This window comes from Azospirillum sp. RU38E (assembly GCF_900188385.1).
GTDB lineage: Bacteria > Pseudomonadota > Alphaproteobacteria > Azospirillales > Azospirillaceae > Niveispirillum.
In genome coordinates this window covers 163,108-182,792 of the sequence record NZ_FZOI01000011.1, presented here as the reverse complement: position 1 = coordinate 182,792, position 19,685 = coordinate 163,108, and the positions used below count along the sequence as shown (strand labels likewise).

Below are 19,685 nucleotides of genomic sequence, written 5' to 3'. Positions count from 1 at the left end.
GGCCGTGGCGGGATCGGCAGTCTAGCCCAGGCTTCAGCGCCATACCAACCCCGCATTGGCCGGAAATGCTTAACCCGGCTGGATAAACTGGTTAGACTCCAGTCCAAGACCAAACCGCCCGCCACGCCCATGGATGCGCCCGGCATGATCGCCACCGCCAGCAGCCCCGCCGCCCTGTTCAAGGGCGCCGCCATCATGATCACCGGGGGAACCGGCTCCTTCGGGCGGCGCTTCGCCCGCTATCTGCTGACCCAGGCGCAGCCGCGCCGGCTGGTGATTTTCTCGCGGGATGAGTTCAAGCAATATGAGATGCAGCAGCAATTCGCCGATCTGGATAACCGCGACGTGCTGCGCTTTTTCATCGGCGATGTGCGCGACCAGCAGCGGCTGGACATGGCGATGCGGGAAATCGACTATGTTGTCCACGCAGCCGCGCTGAAACATGTGCCGACGGCAGAATATAACCCGCTGGAATGTATCCGTACCAATATCAACGGCGCAGAAAATGTCGTGCACGCCGCAATTTACAACAAAGTGAAGCGGGTGGTGGCGCTGTCCACCGACAAGGCGGCCAGCCCGATCAATCTCTACGGTGCCTCCAAACTGGCGTCGGACAAGATTTTCGTGGCGTCGAATAATCTGTCCGGTTCCGTCGGCACCCGCTTCTGCGCCGTTCGCTACGGCAATGTAGTGGGGTCACGCGGCAGTGTGGTGCCCTTCTTCCGCAAGCTGGTGGAAGAGGGGGCGACGTATCTGCCCATCACGGATGAGCGGATGACCCGCTTCTGGATCACCCTGGACAAGGGCGTGGAATTCGTCGCCTCCTGCTTTGGCATGATGCAGGGCGGGGAAATTTTCGTGCCCAAGATCCCCTCCATGCGGATCGTCGATCTGGCCCGCACCATGGCCCCCGCCCTGCCGCACAAGCTGGTGGGCATCCGGCCGGGGGAAAAGCTGCATGAAATCATGATCACGGAGGATGATGCCCGCCAGACCGTGGAGCTGCCGGATCGTTACGTGATCGAACCATCCTTCAACTGGTGGGACCGCGCGCCCTATACCAAACAGGGGGCAGTGCCGGTGCCTGATGGCTTCTCCTACAGATCCGATACGAACCCGGAATGGTTGACGCCGGAGAGCTTGCGCCCGCTGCTGGAGCGACCGGCGTGAGTGGCGGTTTCATTCCGTATGGAAAACAATATCTGGATGAGGCGGATATTGAGGCCGTCACCCAGGTGCTGCGGGGCGACTGGCTGACCCAGGGGCCGCAGGTCGGCTGGTTTGAATTGGCCTTTGCCGCCCAGGTGGGGGCGAAACATGCCATCGCCTGTGCCAATGGCACGGCGGCGCTGCATCTGGCCCTGCTGGCCCTGGGTATCGGGCCGGGGGATGCGGTGGTTGTGCCCAGCATCACCTTTCTGGCCAGTGCCAATGCCCCCCGCTATGTCGGGGCGGAGGTGGCCTTTGCCGATGTGGACCCGCACACCGGCCTGATGCGCCGGGCCGACGCAGAGGCGGCCATCGCGCGGGCAGCGGCACAGGGCCGGCGGGTGCGCGCCATCATTCCGGTGCATCTGGCCGGCCAGCCCGCCGACATGGCGGGGCTGGCCGATCTGGCCGCCGAACGCGGGCTGGCGCTGGTGGAAGATGCCTGCCACGCCATCGGCACCCGCCTGCCCGGCGGGGATGGGGCCGTGGTGGAAGTGGGCGCCTGTGACCGTGCCGCCATGGCCTGCTTCTCCTTCCACCCGGTGAAGACCCTGGCCACCGGTGAAGGCGGGATGGTGACCACCAATGACGATGCGCTGGCCGCAAGGCTGCGCCGGCTGGTCAGCCATGGCATGGTGCGCGATGCCAGTGCCTTTCAGGATGGGGCAGCCGCCACCGGGGCTGATGGCAAGCCCAACCCCTGGTATTATGAAATGCCGGAGATCGGTTTCAATTACCGGATGACCGATATCCAGGCCGCCCTTGGCCGCTCCCAATTGGACAAGCTGGCGCATTTCCTGGCCGCACGGCGCAAGCTGGTGGCCCTGTATGATGCCGCCTTCGCCCCCCTGGCCCCCCGCCTGCTGCCGGTGGCGCGGGTGGCAGGGGTGGAACCGGGCTGGCATCTTTATCCCGTGCGGCTGGATTTTGCTGCCCTCGGGCTGGATCGCAGCGCCTTCACGGCCCGGCTGCGGGCCATGGGCATCGGATCGCAGGTGCATTACATCCCCGTGCACCGCCAACCCTACTATCAGCAGCGCTATGGGGCCCTGGAATTGCCGGGCGCGGAAGGCTGGTATCAACATTGCCTCTCGCTGCCGCTCTATGCCGGCATGTCGCTGGCCGATCTGGATCGGGTGGTGGCAGCCGTCCGCAGCATAATCCTGGACTAATCCCCACCATATAGATCGGGAAATTTTTCGTTCCCACAGCGGATATTTGTTATTTGGATATTGCGCCTGCCGGCACTTCCTGCTATCGCGGCGTCAGTGGCATCCAGTCCGGGTGTCGCTGTCTCTCAGGGCGGGGTGAAAGTCCCCACCGGCGGTACAGCCCGCGAGCGCCCGGCCACCAGGCCGGGGTCCAGCAGATCCGGTGAAATTCCGGGGCCGACGGTTACAGTCCGGATGAAAGAGGACCGGCACTGCCAGGGGGGCGGCCCAGACGGGCTGGGCCCTGACGCTGCCGCCATGCCCTGATTCTGGTCCAGAAAGGAAGACCATGAATCAGTTTCATTTTTCCCCCGATACCCGCATCGCGTTCATCCAATCCTGCTGGCACCGCGATATTGTCGATAATGCACGCGACAGTTTCCTGGCCAGCATCGGCGATCTGGGCATTCCCGCCGGCAATGTCGATCTGTTTGAGGTGCCGGGCGCCTTTGAAATCCCCCTGCACGCGCTGAAACTGGCCCGCAGCGGCCGCTATGCCGGCATTGTCGCCGCCGGTTTCGTGGTCGATGGCGGCATCTACCGGCATGATTTCGTGGCCTCGGCCGTGATCGACGGCCTGATGCGGGTACAGCTGGATACCGGCGTTCCGGTATTTTCCGCCGTGCTGACGCCGCATCATTTCCACGAACATGATGTGCATACCGGCTTCTTCCGCGATCATTTCGTGAAGAAGGGTCAGGAAGCGGCCGTGGCTTGCGCCAGCACTGTGGCCGCGCTGGCAAAACTGCCCTGAACCGGCAAACCCGGCCCCTTTTAGCAAGGGGCCGGGTTTGCCTTACGCCGGCGGCAGCTTCTCATCGACCAGTTGGAAGCTGCTGCCCGGCTGGCCGGAAACGGCCACCGAACAATCCCCCCAACTGGCGGGAATCGTCCAGCTGACGCCCGCCTCGGCCCTGGCCTCATAGGTTTTGCCCTGGCAACGGGCTGTCACCTTGTCAAGGCTGCCCTGGATATTGGCCAGGGAAATGGTGCGGTTGGATGGACGGTAGACCCACTCCACCCGGCCACCGGCACAAAGGTCAGCGGGGCATTGCTGGGGCAGACGCCCTTGTACGCCAAAGGCAGCATTGCCGGCCACCGTCTTCTCCAGCGCGGCCAGCCGGTCCAGCAGCGGCTTGTCGCCATTCTGGCGGCCCAGATCAGCGATCAGGGCCGCTGTGCGTGCGGCATCCACGGGCAGACCCAGATCCAGTTCAAGCTGCAGGCGCAGGCGCAGCAGGGCCTGACGCTCGTCGGCGGCCATATAATCGGCATTGGGCACCACCTGCCGCAGATACATCAGGCCCAGCACCGGCTGCCCCTGACGCACGGCCAGGGCGGCCCGCCGGCTCAATACCTGTGAAATTTCATAGAGATTGCTGCTCTGCCCCTCAATCCGGTCCAGCGTATCGGCCGCCTTCTCAAACGCGCCCTTTTCCAGATAATCACGCACATCCTTGAACCGCTTGACGAGTTCGAAATCCGTGGCCTTGTCCGGCGGGTCCATCTGGAAAAACACCCGCCGGGTCTGGTTCAGCGTATCGGCGGGGGCACCTTTCAGGGTGCCGGGTGTGAACTGGCACCGGCTGGCAACGGAAAGGGCTGTTGTCAGCCTCTCCCCTGCCGCAGCATGGGCACCGGCCACCACAGCATCGGCCACCGATCCATCCGCCTTCACGGTAAAGCGGACATCCACCCAACCTTCCTGATGATCGCGGATATCCACCCGCGGGCCCGGCATTCCGGCGCAGTCCCGCAGCACCGGGTCGGTGCGCGGGTTGTCCCCAGGTGTCGCTGCCAGCGCCAGCGGGCTTAACGCCGCCAGGGCCAGCGCCGACAGGCCAATCCTAAGATGTTTCCCCATCAAGCCCATGTCGCCCCCCTTGCTGGCAAGTTTGGTTAAATTGTACGCCTGCCTCCCCCTCCACTCAACCATGTATCGCGATGGCCGGGGTCTGCCTCTTCCACCCCACCCCATGCGGATGATATTAAAGAAAAAACCCTGTCGGACATCCGCCCATGACCGCATTTCCCGCCCGCTTCGCCCCAGGCCAGAAACCGTTCCTGATTGCGGAACTGTCGGGCAACCATAATGGCGATATCGACCGCGCGCGGCGGATGATCGATGCCGCCAAGGCGGCGGGTGCCGATGCGGTGAAGCTGCAAACCTACACCGCCGATACCATCACGCTGGATGTCGATCGGCCGGAATTCCGCCTGGAAGGCGGGCTGTGGGCCGGGCGCACGCTATATGAACTGTATCAGGAGGCCCATACACCGTGGGACTGGCACCCCGCGCTGTTCGCCCATGCCGCCGAGATCGGTATTCCTATCTTCTCCAGCCCATTTGACCCCACCGCCATCGACCTGCTGGAAAGCCTGGGCGCGCCCGCCTACAAGATCGCCAGCTTCGAACTGATCGACCTCCCCCTGATCGAAAAGGCCGCCCGCACCGGCAAGCCGCTGATCATGTCCACCGGCATGGCCTCCCTGGGGGAGGTGGCAGAGGCGGTGGCCGCCGCACGGGTGGCCGGCAACGATAATATCTGTTTGTTGCACTGCGTCTCCGGCTATCCCACCCCGGTGGAGGATTGCGACCTGCGCACCATCCCGCATCTGGCCCAGGCCTTCGATGTCGCGGCCGGCCTGTCCGACCACACCATGGGTGTGGCCGTACCGGTGGCAGCCGTGGCGCTGGGGGCGGTGGTGATCGAAAAACATTTCACGCTGGCCCGCGCCGATGGCGGGCCGGATGCGGCCTTTTCGCTGGAGCCGGCGGAATTTCGCGCCATGGCAGATGCCTGCGCCGCCGCCCATGCGGCGCTGGGCAGCATCTCCTATGCGCTGAAACCCAGTGAGGCGGGGGGGCGCAGCTTCCGCCGTTCCCTCTACATCACCGCCGATATCGCGGCGGGGGAGGTGCTGACGGGGGCTAATGTGCGCTCCATCCGGCCCGGCCTGGGCCTGCCACCCAAGCACCTGCCCGATGTGCTGGGCCGCGTTGCAGCGCGCAACCTGACGCGCGGCGAACCGCTGGACTGGACCATGCTGGGGCCGAAGGGCTGATGGTGGCCCGGCCCCGCATCGTTGGCATCACCCAGGCGCGGCTGGGCTCCACCCGGCTGCCGGGCAAGGTGCTGCTACCCGCCGCCGGCCGCTCCCTGCTGGACTGGCAGGTGGCGCGGCTGCAGCGTTGCCGCCGGCTGGATGCGCTGATGGTCGCCACCAGCGACCTGCCCGCCGATGATGCCCTGGCCGACCATGCCGCCGGGCTGGGTGTGCCGGTCTTCCGGGGCAGTGAAACCGACGTGCTGGATCGTTTCTACCGGGCAGCCCTTGCCGGGGGGGCGGATATCGTGCTGCGCTTCACCGCCGACTGCCCGTTGATCGACCCGGCGCTGGCGGATGATCTGGTTGATTATTTCCAGGGCCAGCCGCTGGATTATGCTGGTATTGACGTATCGCGCTATCCGCGTGGGCTGGATGCGGAAATCACCCGCCTGGACGTGCTGGAAACCGCCTGGAAAGAGGGCAAGGCCGAATTCGAGCGCGAACATGTCATGCCCTTCCTCTGGCGCCGGCCCGAACGCTTCCGCCTTGGCCTGTTGACCCGGCCCGACATCGTGGGCGACGGAGAAGCGCCATGGCGCTGGTGCGTGGATACAGCGGGCGATTACGCCCTGGTATGCCGCTTGCTGGAGATGCTGTCAGCCACCCGCCCGGATTTCGGCTGGCAGGATGCCGACGCGCTGATGCGGACCCATCCGGAATGGGTGGCGCTGAACCGCGATGTGGTGCAGAAAACCCTGCCCGCTGAAGGAGAAGAATGATGAACCGTGCCGATTTCCTGGATGCCCTGAACGAGATGCTGGAACTGGACCCCGGTACCCTGACCGGGGAAGAGGTGCTGGAGGGGCTGGATGCCTGGGACAGCCTGGCCGTGATCAGCTTCATCGCCCTGGTCGATGAACATTTCGACAAGGTGGTGGCCGGCGAGGATCTGGCCAAGGCCAAGAGCATCAACGACCTGCTGGCGCTGGCCGGTGTTGCCTGATACGCCCCTGCCCGCCCCCGGTGAAACCGGGCGCAGCCGTGGCGGAATGCGCCCGCGCCGGCACAAGATCACCCTGGATGATGGCCCCGCGTCGTGGCTGGAAACCGAACAGGGCGGCGGGGTGCCGCTGGTGCTGCTGCACGGCCTGGGCGGGGATGCGCTGACCTGGCAGTTCAACGTCACCGCCTTTGCCGGTGGCGAACGCAAGGTGCTGGCGCTGGATTTGCCGGGCCATGGTGCCTCCACCCTGGATGTCGGCGGGGCGCGGGTGTGCGATCTGGCCGATTGGGTGGAAAACCTGTTGGATCAGCGGGGCCTGGGCCGGGTTGATCTGGTGGGCCATTCGCTGGGCGCTCGGGTGGCGCTGGATCTGGCCCACCGGCCCGGCCGGGTGCGCCGCGCCAGCCTGCTGGCCTGTGCCGGGCTGGGCAGCGATCTGGATTATGGTTTCCTGGACCGGCTGGCCGCAGCGGCGGATATTGCACAGGCCCGCGCCGTGGCCGCCGCCCTGTTCGCCCGGCCCGATCAACTGGTGGAGCCGCTGGCCCGCGCGCTGGCCCTGCGCATGGCGGATGCGGCGGCACGGCAGGCGGTCGGGGCCATTCTGGCCGCCAACCGCGACGATCTGGGCGAAAAGCTGGTGGCGCGAGACTGGGCACCGCCGGGCGTGGCGCTGCAACTGATCTGGGGGGCGGAAGATCGTATTGTGCCGCCGCCGCCAGCAGAGCTGATCCCCACCCGCATCCCCCTGCATCTGCTGCCAGGGGCTGGCCATATGCCGCATGTGGAAGCGGCCAGCCGCGTCAATGAACTGGTTCGGAGTTTCCATGCATGAGTGAGCGTCACGCGGAATTACTGGCCCTGATCGCGCAGGAGACCAACCGCATCCTGACGGAAAAGGGGGAAGCGGCGGTGGCCATCACGCCGGACACCGCCTTTCTGGACGGCCCCCTGCCCTTTGATTCACTGGATCTGGCCACGCTGATCGTAGCGCTGGAAGGGGTAACGGGCAAAGACCCGTTCCGCAGCGGGTTCCGCCAGTTCAGCAAGGCCGGCGAATTGGCGGCGCTTTACGCCGATGCCTGACTGGATGCCCGGACCGGGCGGCATGGTCGGCGGGGCCGTGCTGCTCTATCTGTTGCTGCTGGCCCGCAGCGCCTGGAAACAGGGGGAATTCAAGCAATTCCTCTGGGGTCTGCTCATCGTTATTGGCATCATCGGTATCATTGGCGGCGTGATCTGGGGTTGGATCGCGCTGAAAGGATAGGACATGGCCGCTCCCCCCGCCCCGCCCTGGCTGCACCCCGATGCCCGCCTGATCCAAGATGGGCTGGCGCTGGACGCCGCCAGCCTGCTGGCGTTGGCGGCAGCGATCCGCCCGGATGGGGGGAAGCCCCTGGCGGTGCAGGGGCGGGATATCGGGCAGGTGGCAGCCCACCTGATCGCCGCCTGGCAGCAGGCCTTTCCGCTAGCCCTGCTGCGCGGCGGGCTGCCGGCCCCTGATACCACCGGCGAAACCGGTGCCGTGCTGCTGCTGGAAAGCTCTGGTACCACTGGCACGCCCAAACGCCTCGCCAAGCCGCTTTCGGCGGTGCTGGCCGGCATCGGCAAGGCGGGGGACGGCGGCGGCGGGCGGTGGCTATTGACCTATGATGCCGGTGGCTTTGCCGGGCTGCAGGTTCTGCTGACGGTGCTGATCGGCGGCGGTACGCTGCTGGCCGCAACCGGGGCCGACCTGCCCACCCTGGCACGGCTGGCGGTGCGGGAGGGGGTGACGCATCTCTCATCCACCCCCAGTTTCTGGCGCGGCCTGTTGTTGAGCGGCCAGCGCCCGCCGCTGGCCGCCATCACGCTGGGCGGGGAAGCCGCAGACCAGCCATTGCTGGATGCGCTGGCCAACCAGTTCCCACAGGCCCGCATCCGGCATATCTATGCCAGCACTGAGCAGGGCCGCCTGTTCAGTGTGGCCGATGGCAAGGCGGGCTTCCCCGCCCGGTGGCTGGAACAGCCCCCCGCCGGCTGTCCGCCGCTGACCATCCGGGGTGGCACCCTGCATGTCGGTGATGCCGACACGGGTGACCGGGTGGGGCTGGCCGGGGACCGGGTGCTGTTCCAGGGTCGGGCGGACCTGACCATCAATGTCGGCGGCACAAAGGTAGACCCGCTGCTGGCAGAGGGCTGCCTGCTGGCCCTGCCCGGTATGCGCGATGCCGTGGTCTATGGCATCCCCAGCCCGATCACCGGGCAATTGCTGGCCGCCGATCTGCTATTATCACCAGAGTTCGCGGCGGGGGACTGGCGGGCGGCGGTGGCAGGCGCCCTGACCGATCTGCCACCGCCGGCCCGACCCCGCCGGCTGCGGCTGGTGGATCAAATTGCCCTGTTGCCATCGGGCAAGAAGCGACGCATCGCGGAGGAAGCATGAAGCGCCATGTCATCGTCACCGGCGGCAGCCGTGGGCTGGGCCTTGCCATCGTGACGGCGCTGCTGGATGCGGGATATCGCGTCTCCACATGCAGCCGCACCCCAGGCGATGCCCTGACCGCCTTGCTGGAACAAACCGGTGAAGACCTGTTCTGGCAACAGGCCGATATTGGCGACAGTGACAGCACCGACCGCTTCATCCAGGCGGCCGTTGCCCGGTTTGGCGTGCCCTGGGGGCTGGTGAACAATGCCGGCATCGCGCGCGATGGCATTCTGGCCACCCTGCCGCTGGTGGAGGTGGATCGGCTGATCCAGACCAACCTGACCGGTTCCATCCAGATGGCGCGCGGCGTGCTGCGCCAGATGCTGGGCCGGGCCGGCGGCGGGCGGATCATCAATATTTCCTCCATCATCGGCCAGCGTGGCTATACCGGGCTTGCCGCCTATGCCGCCACCAAGGCTGGGCTGGATGGGTTGACCCGCGCCCTGGCGCGGGAGGTGGGGCGGCGGCAGATCACCGTCAACAGCGTGGCGCCGGGCTATCTGGACACGGAAATGTCGGGTACCCTGTCGGCAGGGCAGCGTGACCAGATCGTGCGCCGCACCCCGCTGGGTCGGCTGGGCACGGCGGCGGATGTGGTGCCGCTGATCCTGTTCCTGCTGGGCGATGCGGCCGGTTTCATCACCGGCCAGACGCTGACCATTGATGGCGGGATCGGTTGCTGAATAGAGGGGCGGACACATCATGGCGCAGGCGCGCATCCAGGGTATTGCGTTGCGCGGCATCATCTCCGCCCTGCCCGCCCCCACACAGGATGTCAGCGATCTGGCCCGGCGGTTCGGGGTGGAACAGGCGGAACGCATTGCCACCGCCACCGGCATTCATTGCCGCCATATTGCCCGGTCCGATCAATGCCTGTCCGATCTGGCTTTGCCTGCCGCGCGGGCGTTGCTGGCCGGGCTGGGCTGGGCGGCGGACAGCGTCGACCTGCTGATTGTGGTAACGCAGACGCCGGACCATCCGCTGCCTGCGACCGCCTGCCTGTTGCAGAACGCCCTGGGTTTGGGCCGGCATTGCGCGGCCTTTGACATGGGGCTGGGCTGTTCCGGCTATATCTATGGGCTGTGGAATGTCGCCAGCCTGCTGGCCGGCATGGGGCGGGGCCGGGCCCTGCTGGTGGCCGGCGACATTACCAGCCGCACGCTGGATGCCGATGACCGCAGCACCGCGCCGCTGTTCGGCGATGCCGCCACGGTGACGGCGCTGGAATATGATCCGGCTGCCGGGGAACTGGTGGTGGATCTGGGCACGGACGGGGCCGGTGCCCCTTATCTGATCAAACAGCAGGGCGGCCAGCGCTGCCCGGACGGGCCGCCCCTGTTCATGGATGGCACCCAGGTTTTCGCCTTCACCCTGCGGGAAGTGCCCAAGGCCATTGCCGCCACCCTGGCAACGGCGGGACTGACCATGGCCCAGATCGACCATGTGGTGCTGCATCAGGCCAATGAAATGATGCTGAAACGGCTGGGCCAGAAGATCGGCGCCACCACCGATCAGCTGGTGCTGGCCCTGCGGGACCGGGGCAATACCAGCTCGGCCAGCATTCCGCTGGCCATCAGCGATATGCTGGGCGACCGGTTGGCCGAAGCCCCCAGCCGCCTGCTGTTGAGCGGTTTTGGTGTCGGCTGGTCCTGGGGTACAGCCGTATGGAACCTGGGACCGCTGAAAGGCCCCTGCCGTACCCTGATACTGGATTGACCGCTACTCCGCCGTTTCCGTCGACGGCTTGCGCCGGACCCTGGTGACGATCACCGGCGGGCGCGGGGCTTTTTCGGTCGGACCTGCCGAGGCATTCACCGGTGCATCGCCGAACAGGCGACGGCAAATCTTCAAGGCACGATAATAATTGCCCTCACGAACCAAAACCTCAATATCATTAAACAATTCAGACTCAGCCGGGTGGGTCAGGCGCGCATCTTCCAGAATAAGGCCGAATTTCACCAGATTAAGCTGCGCATCTTCTGGGAAAATATAAATAAGCTGAATGATGAAATAGAGTTTCTTTTCAATCGTATCGCAATTTTCCTCCTTCATGATCTCACGACCACGCAGGAAATTGACCTTATTATAGAAAAACAGCGAGACGGGATGATCACCGATACCGATCACGGCACCATTGACGATCAGTTTTTCACCCGGACGCAAAACAAGTTTCAGTGGCACGATATCAATCCCAGCACAATGTCAGGGCGCGACCATTGGACGTCCCTTCTATGAGGTAAGCTACCACCCCCCCGCAGGTCACGGAAAAACACACGCATAGGCGCCATTTTCGTGCCGCGTGCCTGGGAAGGGAAGGCCTGGAAACAAGAACGGCGGGCCATGGCCCGCCGTTCCCGTTACCCCTTGGGGCCTGCGGCTTAGAACAGACGCAGGATCGACTGCTGAGACTGGTTGGCCAGCGAGAGGCTGATGGTGCCAAGCTGCTGACGCGTCTGCAACAGCAGCAGGTTTGCACCTTCCTCGTTCTGGTCGGCCTGAGTCAGCTTGTTACCGCCATCCACCAGAATATTGGAGAAGTCGCTGGTGAAGCTTTCACGGTTCTGGATGATGTTCAGATTGGTGCTCAGCGACTGAGAGGCGCTGCGCAGCGTGCTCTTGGCGGCATCCAGGCTGGCAGCAGCCTTGTCGATATCCGCACGATCCAGGAAATCATTCTGCGCATAATCGATACGCAGGCCCTGGCCGTCCGTCTTCACATTGATCGAAGCCACACCGATATTGTTAGTGTTGGATTCGTTCAGCTGCACATTCAGATCATTCTCGGTATTAGCGTCGGTACGCTGCACCGTCGTCAGATTGGCCGACGAGTTTGCAGTGGCAGCATCCATGATATTGGCCGAGTTGACCGATACACGGACCGTACCGCTGTCAAAGCTGAGAGCATTCTCGCCATCTGTCAGCTTGCTGCTGCCACGGGCATTATTCGCCGAGCGGCTGGTGGTGACACCATTGAGGTTGGTCGCCGAAATTTCGATATCAACGCTCTTCTCAATGGTAGACTTGCCATTAGCAGCCGTACCAAGGGCATTAAGATCAGCACGGTCAACGCTGAAGGATACTGTCGTGCCCGACGAGAAGCTGACGGAGACTGCCTTACTTTCAGCGTTGGTCGTGGCGGCGCCAACCGTGAAACTAATCCCGGTTCCTGTGTTAACGGCTGAGGTTACGGTAAACGAGTTACCGCTCGCCGCACCAATAGTGAAGCGGCTGGTGTCAATATTTGAGTTGACGACATCACGCAGTTTGGCTGCCACATTTTCACGCCGAGTGGTGGGGCTAACGTCAGCTCCAGCGTTATCAACCAAGTCGGCAGCGGTAGCTTTGTAGGTAAACGCCTGACCGTTCACCGTGGCAGTGAAGGTGTCACCCTCTTCAATTGCACCATCGATAGCAATTGTCGATTCCTGGCCTTTAACGCCTTCTTCGCCAGCTTTCGTGCTGGTGCTAGCCGACTGGCTGTTATCGAAGAACTTGAAGGTACGGCTTTCGCTGCCTTCCGTCACCACGACGGTGCGTTCCTTGCCCTGGGCCCCCCGCATCTCAATCGAAATGTCGGAGAAGTTGCCGGCGGTGTTGGAAAGCTTGCCAGAAATCTTCAAGCTACTGACGCCGCGCTTACTTTCCGCATCGGAAATGTCTTCCAGATTCCCCGAAATGGCACCTGTGCCGCTCACGCTGACCGAATAGGTGTCCGAAGAAACAACGTTGGTCACCCGGCTAGCCGACAAGCCGGCAATGCTGTCAACGCTGGTGCGGCTCGCCGCCGTCGTATCCAGAGTCAGGCCATTACCCGCCAGCAGGTTCTTACCAGCATAACCGCTGTCACCCGCCACCTTATCAATCTGATCCTTGATGGCATTGAACTGCTGCGCCAGCGACTTGCGCGTGGCGATCGATGCAGCGTCATTGCCCAGGCTGGAATAAGCAGACGTGGTCAGACCCTTGGCCTGATCGATCAGCTTATCGATGGCGGAAATACCCTTATCGCCGGCCTGGATCGTGCTGATGGACTGTCCCATCTGGGACTTCAGGCTGGTCAGGTCGGCCGCGCGCGTCGTCAGGCTCTTAGCCGCGAAGAAGGCGTTGGGGCCGTCAAGGGCGCTGTTCACCTTGTTACCGGTGGCCAGCTTATTCTGGATCGAAGATACCTGCTCCTGCGTCTTCTGCAAAAGCAGAAGATTGGAGCGCATGTTGGAAGTGAGGTTCACATCACTGGAAGACATTTGATCTCTCCTTTGGAGGCCTGAGTACCCGAATTTTTCGGGTTATCCCCAGCAAACACCGGGGCCGTCGTACTGTCAAGCAGGTTGTTCCCGCATCGGGCCAACCCTATTCGTCTGGTCAGGGACGTCAGCACGACCCAGGCGCTATTTACCTTGTCAAACTACGACGAAATCAAAAAAATCCAAACATCCAATATATCAGCACATCGTAAGGATAGGCGGCAGTGAGCAAGGCACATGATCAAGGAAGATTTAGAGAGCCAAAAGGCCGTCAGGCAACGACATTTACCGCCGAACCGCCACCAACGGCTACTGAAGCTGCCGCCGGCACAGCCACAACGGCAGGTGCCGGGGACGCCGAGCCCGCTGCGGGAGGCGACGCTGCTGTCGCCAGGGAGGGTGACGTCACCCCAGCATCAGACTTGCCACCCGAATCGGGCGAACCACCGGCGGGGGCAGCGGCCCCTTCCCGTCCACGCAGGCGATATTCACGCAGCACGCGCTCCGACGGATATTGAGTCTCCACATTCCCACTATCGCCATCACGAAACATCAAAACGGCGATGGCGGCATCACTGTCATATTGGATAACGGGGGAGATATAGGGCGCACCGGAATTGGCAGAAACGGGCGCCGGGGCCGGGGTAGATTCCGCCTTGCTGGCGGTCGTCGGGTTGACGGCCGGCACATAAGACGTTGCTACGTTTCGGATCCCCTCGATCAGCATGGTTCTAGCCCATTTTTTAGCAGTCTTACGATACCGCAACACCCGCCGATAATCAAACAAATTCTTAACATATTGTGAAACTTCAAAGAATCGCCTCTAATCCTTCTACAGAGGCGGGGACAGCACATCTGAATGTCTCGGCCCAACGCTTGCCTGCATTACTACCTCGTCCAAAGTAGAGGGGGGCCTTATGGACCTATCCTTTGGTCTATAAACCGCGCCAGACTTTCGGTCAGTTCTATCAGTACCGGCCCCCAGTCCCCCCAAGCTGATTGGCGGAACAACCGAAGGGTGGGATACCACGGACTATCATTTCGATTACGCAACCAACGCCAGCAGCCGTCAAATCGTGACAGTACCCAGACAGGGACTCCCAGCCCCCCCGCCAGATGGATCACGGCCGTATCCACACCGATCACCAGATCAAGCCCCTGAACCAGCGCCGCGGTATCGGCGAAATCAGCCAGTTCGCTGGTCCAGTCGGTCAGGATGATCGGGGTATCCGGCACATGTGCGTCGGCGCTGCGCGGTCCCTTTTGCAGGCTGACAAAGCTGATACCTGGCAAAGAGCCCAGGGCGGCCAACTGTGTCAGTGACAGGCTGCGCCGGCGATCCGTGGCGGCGGCACGCGGATCGCCGGCCCTGGCGTCACCCGCCCAGACAAGCCCCACCTTCAACCCCGGCAGAGCTGCCAACCGCTGTGCCCAAAGGTTCCGTCGCTCACCCGGCACCTGCAGATAAGGGGTTGGATGGCCCAGCGCCCCCTGCCCGTCACCAAGGCGGAGCGGCAGGCTCAACAACGGAATACGGCAGGCAATATCGGCGGGCACCGCCTCCCCCAGAACCCCGATCTCCACCACCGGCGGCAAGCTCTCCAGGCAAAGGCGCCGCAGGGCAGGTTGAACCTGGCATAAAACTGGCACCCCACGGGCCACCAGGGGCCAGACATAGCGCAGGAATTGCAGTGTATCGCCGTGCCCCTGCTCAACATGCACCAGCAGACGCCGCCCCGCCGGCAAAGCCCCGCCATCCCAGAGGGGTAAAGCCGCCAATGCCGGGGCGAGCGGAAAGCCCGGAACCTGCCAGCGCCATTCATATTCCCGCCAGCCCTCTGCCATATCGCCGGCCAGCAGGCGCGCCTGCGCCCGCTGCCAATGGGCGATAGGATCGTCCGGGCAAAGGGCGAGCGCGGCCCGATAACAAGCCTCCGCCCCGGCATCGTCACCCTGGTCCCGTTTCACCGTGCCCAAATTGACCAGAGCGGCAAATGATTGCGGCGATGCCAGCAATGCCTGTTCCAGCGCAGCGGCGGCGGCGGAAAGTTGGCCCTGCCCATGTAGACCGCTGGCCAACGCGACCAGCCCCGCCGGTCCCCCCGGATGCTGCGCCAACAGGCTGCGCGCCTCCGCCACCGCCTCATCAAACAGGCCGAGCGCAGAGAGCGCATCACAGAGCCCGAGCCGACTTTCCTGTTCTGCTGGGTTTTGTGCCAGGACGAGGCGGAACTGCGCCGCCGCATCCGCCGCACGATCAGCCCGCAACAGGGCCAAGCCCAGCCGTTCACGGATTTCCACCCGGCTGGGGAACAGTGTAGCCGCTTCCTCCAGGCGGGCCAGACTGCCCGGCGCCGCCGGATCGACGGCGAGATTATAAAGGCAGGTCGCCAGATTACGCGCAGCATCGGGCGCACCCGCCGCCAGTGCCTGGCGCAGCGCCGCTTCTGCGGCTGTCAGGTCGCCCAAGGCCAGTAAAACCGCCCCCTGTTCGGCCAAGGCTGCCGCCTTCTCGGGGCTGCCAACCGCTTGCCGGGTCGCGACGGCGGCGAAGCTGTCGACCGCAGCGGCCAGTGCGCCCGCCTGACGCTGCGCCACCCCCAGATTGAACTGCCAATCCAGCCTTTCCGGCTTCTGCGCCAAGGCGGTGCGCAGGCTGCGCACCGCCTTATCCGCCTTGCCCTGCTGCAGACAGGCCATGCCCAACAGATAATGCACATCGGCCAGGGTGGGTGCCGCCACCAGAATTTGTCGATAAAACCCCTCCGCTGCGATGGGATCGCCCCCCTGGTGCAACGCAATGGCCTGATCCAGCAGCCTATTCAAATCACGCATCAACCGGTCTTTCCTTTGCCGCTGGCAGTCCCCGTGGCCTTCGTGGGCGGCACCAGGGGGGCGGGCGGGGCCGGCGGTGGCTTCAGCACGGGCGGCGGCAACGGTGTCTGCACCACCACGGGTGCGACTGGCGCTGCGGCAGGCGTCACCGGCGCGACTGCCGGTTCTGGCGGCGGTGGCATGGAAGGCACGAACATGAAGCGGTGATTGACCTGATCCTCATGACTGGCGCAGCCCGCCAGACAAAGCACCACCACTGGCAATGACATCACCGCCCGCCACCCGCGTGTCCACCCGCGCATCAAAGCCCCCTGCCAACAGCCTGCCCCGAGGGCGTCAGCCTAGAGCGGATCGCCAAAAGGTGAAATCACCATTTGGCGTGAATCCGCTCGCAGGCAGACTCTAGCTATAGCTAGCTGCGTTCAACTGAACACAGCTGGCTATAGGCTTAACGCGCCAGCTGTTCCAGAAAGCTTTCATCCTGAACGACGATATAGCCGTTGCGGTAGGTGATGGCCCCCGACGCCTGGAAGCTTTTCAGCGTCTTATTGACGATCTCCCGCGACACGCCCAGCATGTTGGCCAAATCTTCCTGGCTCATAAAGGCGGCGATGCGGATACCCTTTTCCGTGCGTCGACCAAAATCCCGCGCCAGGATCAGGATACGCTTGGCCAGACGCCGGGTGACGTTAAGGAAGACGGTATCCTCGATAATGGCGCTGGTCCAGCGCACCCGCTGGCACAGCACGCCCATCAGGCGGATACAGAGATCGGGATGTTGAGACAGAAAGGGCATGAAATCACGCCGGTCGATGCGCAGCAGCTCCCCCGGCTCCTGTGCCATGACGGTGGCTGTACGCTCCCCCCCGTCCAGCATGGCAATTTCCCCGAACACCGCACCGGCATCCAGGATATTGAGCAGCATCAGCTTGGCCTCCCGCGACTCTGTCTGGACGGCAACGCGCCCACGCAGAATCACATAGAGGCTGTCGCCCGGATCGCCCTTGGCAAAGATGCGCTCTTCCGCCTGCACCCGGCGCAAGCGGGCAAATCCCAGTATCGCCTCCATTTCGGCGTCACTGAGAATGCTGAAGAGCTGGTTCCGGCGCAGCAGCGCCGGATCAACGGTCAGCGACACAGGTTTCTTCCCGCCATGATACCCGGCAGCAGCACCGGGCCATATGCAAATGATTGATGCGGCGAGCAGAAAATGCAAGTCATGCGCGCGTCGACAGCACTGGCCGGGCCACCTTTTCCCACATGAAAGTATGCTCAAAGGCGAAGCCCGGTTGCACTTTCAGGCTGCCTTCATGCACACCCTGGCCCAGGAGGCTCAGCAAGGCCAGCGCATCTTCCCGCTTCTGATCTGCCCGGCCATGGGCCAGCCAGCCCCGGAAATGCTCCATGGCACCCGCGTCCAGCCCCTCCTCCACCGCATCACGCAGCAGCCGACCATAGGAGCGGTCCTGATAAGGCAAATCCTTGGCGATGCGTTGCAGGTGCGAACGATCATGGGAGGTGAGTACCCCCGCCGCCATGGCGTCCGAAAGGGTGCGCCGGATATTCACCATCGCCTCACAGAGCAGCGGATAACCCAATTCCGCCGGTCCATGGGTTACCGCCACCTCATCATCATCCTCCAGACGACCATCGACATAGGCCTGAAAGATCGCCCCCACCCCCTGCATCCCGAACGGGTGCAGTTCTGCGGCCCGCAATGCCCCCATGCTGGCCGCCCCCAAGACGGGAATGCCCTGGGAGAGGGCATAAAGAATTTCCTTGTGCCAGACAGACGGCACATTGGCGAAATAGCCGTCAATGATGGCAATGGCCGCCGGGCGTTCTGTCACCGCGCGCAGCACATCACCCTGGGCCACAGGTGCGCGGTAATCCGCGTCCAGCACACGGCGCGCCGATGCCAGTGCCAGGGTCGGGCCCAGAAAAATGATGACGGGATTGGACATGCTGCTTCTCCTCGCACCCAACGATCCCGCTCCGAACGGATGGGATGAATCGTCGATTTCGTGAAACTCCTTGGCAGCATCTGCTGCCAAGGTTTAAAGACCGGCAACCTTGCGGGCCCGAGCACCCAGACAATAATTGAGGCTGCCATCCACCCCCTCCAGCCCGGGCACAATCACCCGGACCACAGGAATGCCGATTTCCGCGCGGGACAAATCGACGACGATAACATCCTCCACACCAGCCCGGCTCAACCGCAGGCGAAGTTCAGCCAGATCAGCCCGCAGCGACACGCCGCGCCAGCTGGCAATCTGGTTAAAATCACGCACCGGGGCCCCCAGGCGAATGCGATCCAGCCAGAGAATCTGCTCCTGTTCGGACAGGAAGCGATCATATTCCTCGCGCTGCATGTCATCGCGCGCACCAGAAATGAAGGTCAGCCGGCTCTGCGCCGCCTCTGTCAAGGCACGGGCCAAGGCAATTTCCGGCACGAGATGGGTGCCGTAGCCACTGGCCGGCCGCACCTGCCGGGAGGCACCGCCATCAGCCTGGGCAATGCGGGCGATGAAGGTGGGCACACCGGTATCGGCCGTCATATCCCAGACACCAACCGCCACGCCGGCACGGGCGAAGCGGGCCAACAGGCTGCGGCAAGCCGGATCGGCGACGGTTTCCAGATCAATCCGCGTATCGTCCTGTGCTTCGGCCGGCAGCAGGTTCCACAAGGTTCGGGCATCCCGCTCTATCACCTCGGAGAGGCCATGAATGACCGCCTCGATCCAATGATTGCCCGACGCCAAGCCATTGGACGTGGCCTGAAAACAACCGTGCCCGGTGGGCAGCGGCAGCGTATAATTTGTATGCACCATCTCATAGGGCACCCAGCAACTGGCGCCATCGGCCAGATTGGTGCCCTCTGCCCACAGAAGCTGGGTATGCGGGGTGAAATAACTGTCCATCTGGCAGGGCAGCAGTCCAGGATCGACCAGCGGCAGACTGTATCGGAGATCCTCATATGAACCGTGGCGGAGCGCCAGCTGCGGCCGCTCAGCATGCCAGGATTCGATACTCTCCATCACCGCCGATGCCTTCGCCGCCGCCAAGGTAAGCCCTTTGCCCTGGGAAACAGCCAAGGAGCGAGAATTAGGCCGGTTGACCATGACAACCGGAATCCCAACCTGATCAAGACCGGTGACATTCGCGACCCGGGTGATCCCGAACAGGCCAAACAGCGGCGTCACACGTGCCAGCGTTTCCTCCGGCGTGGCCAACCGCCGCCATTGCGGCGAGGCGATACCGTCCCATTCTGCCACCCGTACCTGTTCCATCGCATCCTCCCGCGGCATTTCTCTACCCGCGTCCACCCTGGAAGAAAGCCGGGCCGGCCCGAACCGACCGGTTCGGGCCGGCAAGCCCGTCAGCTGCGGGCGCTGTGCAGTTCGGCGCTGGCACCCACATCCATCGCCAGACGCGGCGCGGCCACGCGAACCTGCGTCGTCATGGCGGCAGAAGCAGTGACAACTTCGGCCCCGTTCGGCCCAACACGATACAAACGACCATCAGCGCCACGGATGAGCATGGGAGTCTCCTTCATAAAAGGTTGTAGGGTTACAAATGTGGGCGAGGAATGTTAGCCCTGCCTCGCAATAGACCCTAATGCGAAAGGACCATTTCGAAATGTGAAGTGCTTCACAGCACTGTAT

Annotated in this window: 22 protein-coding genes and 1 riboswitch; of the genes, 12 read left to right on the top strand and 10 right to left on the bottom strand. The window is 63.5% G+C overall.

The genetic code is table 11. From position 1 onward, the window contains the following. The first annotated feature begins 144 nt into the window (after positions 1–144). The 3 genes from pseB to CHB97_RS17640 all read left to right on the top strand — a co-directional run bounded on the left by pseB (position 145) and on the right by CHB97_RS17640 (position 3,174). The gene (gene pseB / locus CHB97_RS17650; protein WP_244559592.1) at positions 145–1,170 is read left to right on the top strand and encodes a UDP-N-acetylglucosamine 4,6-dehydratase (inverting); all 1,026 of its coding nucleotides are present in this window, start codon (positions 145–147) and stop codon (positions 1,168–1,170) included. Then, complete coding sequence (gene pseC / locus CHB97_RS17645; protein WP_244559591.1) at positions 1,167–2,381, top strand: UDP-4-amino-4,6-dideoxy-N-acetyl-beta-L-altrosamine transaminase; 1,215 nt, start codon at positions 1,167–1,169, stop codon at positions 2,379–2,381. The genes pseB and pseC overlap by 4 nt, the downstream gene beginning before the upstream one ends. A 117-nt stretch (positions 2,382–2,498) precedes the next feature. Further along, positions 2,499–2,631, top strand: a riboswitch (FMN riboswitch). A gap of 78 nt (positions 2,632–2,709) precedes the next feature. Continuing rightward, entirely contained in the window at positions 2,710–3,174 is a 465-nt protein-coding gene (locus tag CHB97_RS17640) for a 6,7-dimethyl-8-ribityllumazine synthase (protein ID WP_089289306.1), read from the top strand. A 42-nt stretch (positions 3,175–3,216) separates the two neighbouring features. On the opposite strand, the gene CHB97_RS17635 is transcribed toward CHB97_RS17640, so the two are convergent. Next, positions 3,217–4,293, bottom strand: a complete 1,077-nt coding sequence (locus tag CHB97_RS17635) for a hypothetical protein (protein ID WP_089289305.1) — start codon at positions 4,291–4,293, stop codon at positions 3,217–3,219. A 146-nt stretch (positions 4,294–4,439) separates the two neighbouring features. Here CHB97_RS17635 and pseI point away from each other — a divergent pair, with 146 nt between their 5' ends. The 9 genes from pseI to CHB97_RS17595 are packed head-to-tail and all read left to right on the top strand — an operon-like array spanning position 4,440 to position 10,657. Beyond that, complete coding sequence (gene pseI, locus CHB97_RS17630; RefSeq protein ID WP_089289304.1) at positions 4,440–5,486, top strand: pseudaminic acid synthase; 1,047 nt, start codon at positions 4,440–4,442, stop codon at positions 5,484–5,486. After that, the gene (locus tag CHB97_RS17625; protein ID WP_089289303.1) at positions 5,486–6,250 is read left to right on the top strand and encodes a cytidylyltransferase domain-containing protein; all 765 of its coding nucleotides are present in this window, start codon (positions 5,486–5,488) and stop codon (positions 6,248–6,250) included. The genes pseI and CHB97_RS17625 overlap by 1 nt, the downstream gene beginning before the upstream one ends. Further along, entirely contained in the window at positions 6,247–6,474 is a 228-nt protein-coding gene (locus tag CHB97_RS17620) for an acyl carrier protein (protein WP_244559590.1), read from the top strand. Before CHB97_RS17625 ends, CHB97_RS17620 begins: the two co-directional genes overlap by 4 nt. Continuing rightward, a complete protein-coding gene (locus CHB97_RS17615) occupies positions 6,467–7,309 on the top strand; it encodes an alpha/beta fold hydrolase (RefSeq protein ID WP_160105982.1) in 843 nt (280 codons plus the stop codon). The genes CHB97_RS17620 and CHB97_RS17615 overlap by 8 nt, the downstream gene beginning before the upstream one ends. Continuing rightward, complete coding sequence (locus CHB97_RS17610) at positions 7,306–7,560, top strand: hypothetical protein (RefSeq protein WP_089289301.1); 255 nt, start codon at positions 7,306–7,308, stop codon at positions 7,558–7,560. Before CHB97_RS17615 ends, CHB97_RS17610 begins: the two co-directional genes overlap by 4 nt. Continuing rightward, positions 7,553–7,741, top strand: a complete 189-nt coding sequence (locus CHB97_RS26025) for a hypothetical protein (protein WP_143270990.1) — start codon at positions 7,553–7,555, stop codon at positions 7,739–7,741. The genes CHB97_RS17610 and CHB97_RS26025 overlap by 8 nt, the downstream gene beginning before the upstream one ends. Before the next feature lie 3 nt (positions 7,742–7,744). Then, complete coding sequence (locus tag CHB97_RS17605) at positions 7,745–8,899, top strand: AMP-binding protein (RefSeq protein WP_089289300.1); 1,155 nt, start codon at positions 7,745–7,747, stop codon at positions 8,897–8,899. Next, positions 8,896–9,624, top strand: a complete 729-nt coding sequence (locus CHB97_RS17600; protein ID WP_089289299.1) for an SDR family NAD(P)-dependent oxidoreductase — start codon at positions 8,896–8,898, stop codon at positions 9,622–9,624. Before CHB97_RS17605 ends, CHB97_RS17600 begins: the two co-directional genes overlap by 4 nt. 19 nt (positions 9,625–9,643) lie before the next feature. Next, positions 9,644–10,657, top strand: coding sequence for a ketoacyl-ACP synthase III (locus CHB97_RS17595; protein ID WP_089289298.1), 1,014 nt, complete (start codon positions 9,644–9,646; stop codon positions 10,655–10,657). A gap of 3 nt (positions 10,658–10,660) precedes the next feature. Here CHB97_RS17595 and CHB97_RS17590 read toward each other — a convergent pair whose 3' ends face one another. The 9 genes from CHB97_RS17590 to CHB97_RS26475 all read right to left on the bottom strand — a co-directional run bounded on the left by CHB97_RS17590 (position 10,661) and on the right by CHB97_RS26475 (position 19,561). Then, positions 10,661–11,122 carry a flagellar biosynthesis repressor FlbT gene (locus CHB97_RS17590; RefSeq protein WP_089289297.1) on the bottom strand — a complete coding sequence of 154 codons (462 nt, stop codon included), beginning with the start codon at positions 11,120–11,122 and terminating at the stop codon, positions 10,661–10,663. A 197-nt stretch (positions 11,123–11,319) separates the two neighbouring features. Next, positions 11,320–13,185, bottom strand: a complete 1,866-nt coding sequence (locus CHB97_RS17585; RefSeq protein ID WP_089289296.1) for a flagellin — start codon at positions 13,183–13,185, stop codon at positions 11,320–11,322. Between the two features lie 271 nt (positions 13,186–13,456). Continuing rightward, positions 13,457–13,912, bottom strand: a complete 456-nt coding sequence (locus tag CHB97_RS26020) for a hypothetical protein (protein ID WP_143270988.1) — start codon at positions 13,910–13,912, stop codon at positions 13,457–13,459. 188 nt (positions 13,913–14,100) lie between these two features. Beyond that, positions 14,101–16,020 (bottom strand): tetratricopeptide repeat protein, encoded by a 1,920-nt coding sequence (locus CHB97_RS17580; protein ID WP_089289295.1) that lies wholly within the window; start codon positions 16,018–16,020, stop codon positions 14,101–14,103. Further along, entirely contained in the window at positions 16,020–16,322 is a 303-nt protein-coding gene (locus CHB97_RS26015) for a hypothetical protein (protein ID WP_143270986.1), read from the bottom strand. The genes CHB97_RS17580 and CHB97_RS26015 overlap by 1 nt, the downstream gene beginning before the upstream one ends. Before the next feature lie 146 nt (positions 16,323–16,468). Further along, complete coding sequence (locus CHB97_RS17570) at positions 16,469–17,158, bottom strand: Crp/Fnr family transcriptional regulator (RefSeq protein WP_244559589.1); 690 nt, start codon at positions 17,156–17,158, stop codon at positions 16,469–16,471. A 79-nt stretch (positions 17,159–17,237) separates the two neighbouring features. Further along, positions 17,238–17,984, bottom strand: coding sequence for a TfuA-like protein (locus CHB97_RS17565; RefSeq protein ID WP_089289293.1), 747 nt, complete (start codon positions 17,982–17,984; stop codon positions 17,238–17,240). Between the two features lie 93 nt (positions 17,985–18,077). Continuing rightward, the gene (locus tag CHB97_RS17560; protein ID WP_244559588.1) at positions 18,078–19,328 is read right to left on the bottom strand and encodes a YcaO-like family protein; all 1,251 of its coding nucleotides are present in this window, start codon (positions 19,326–19,328) and stop codon (positions 18,078–18,080) included. A 71-nt stretch (positions 19,329–19,399) separates the two neighbouring features. Further along, the gene (locus CHB97_RS26475; protein WP_160105980.1) at positions 19,400–19,561 is read right to left on the bottom strand and encodes a hypothetical protein; all 162 of its coding nucleotides are present in this window, start codon (positions 19,559–19,561) and stop codon (positions 19,400–19,402) included. Between the last annotated feature and the right edge of the window lie 124 nt (positions 19,562–19,685).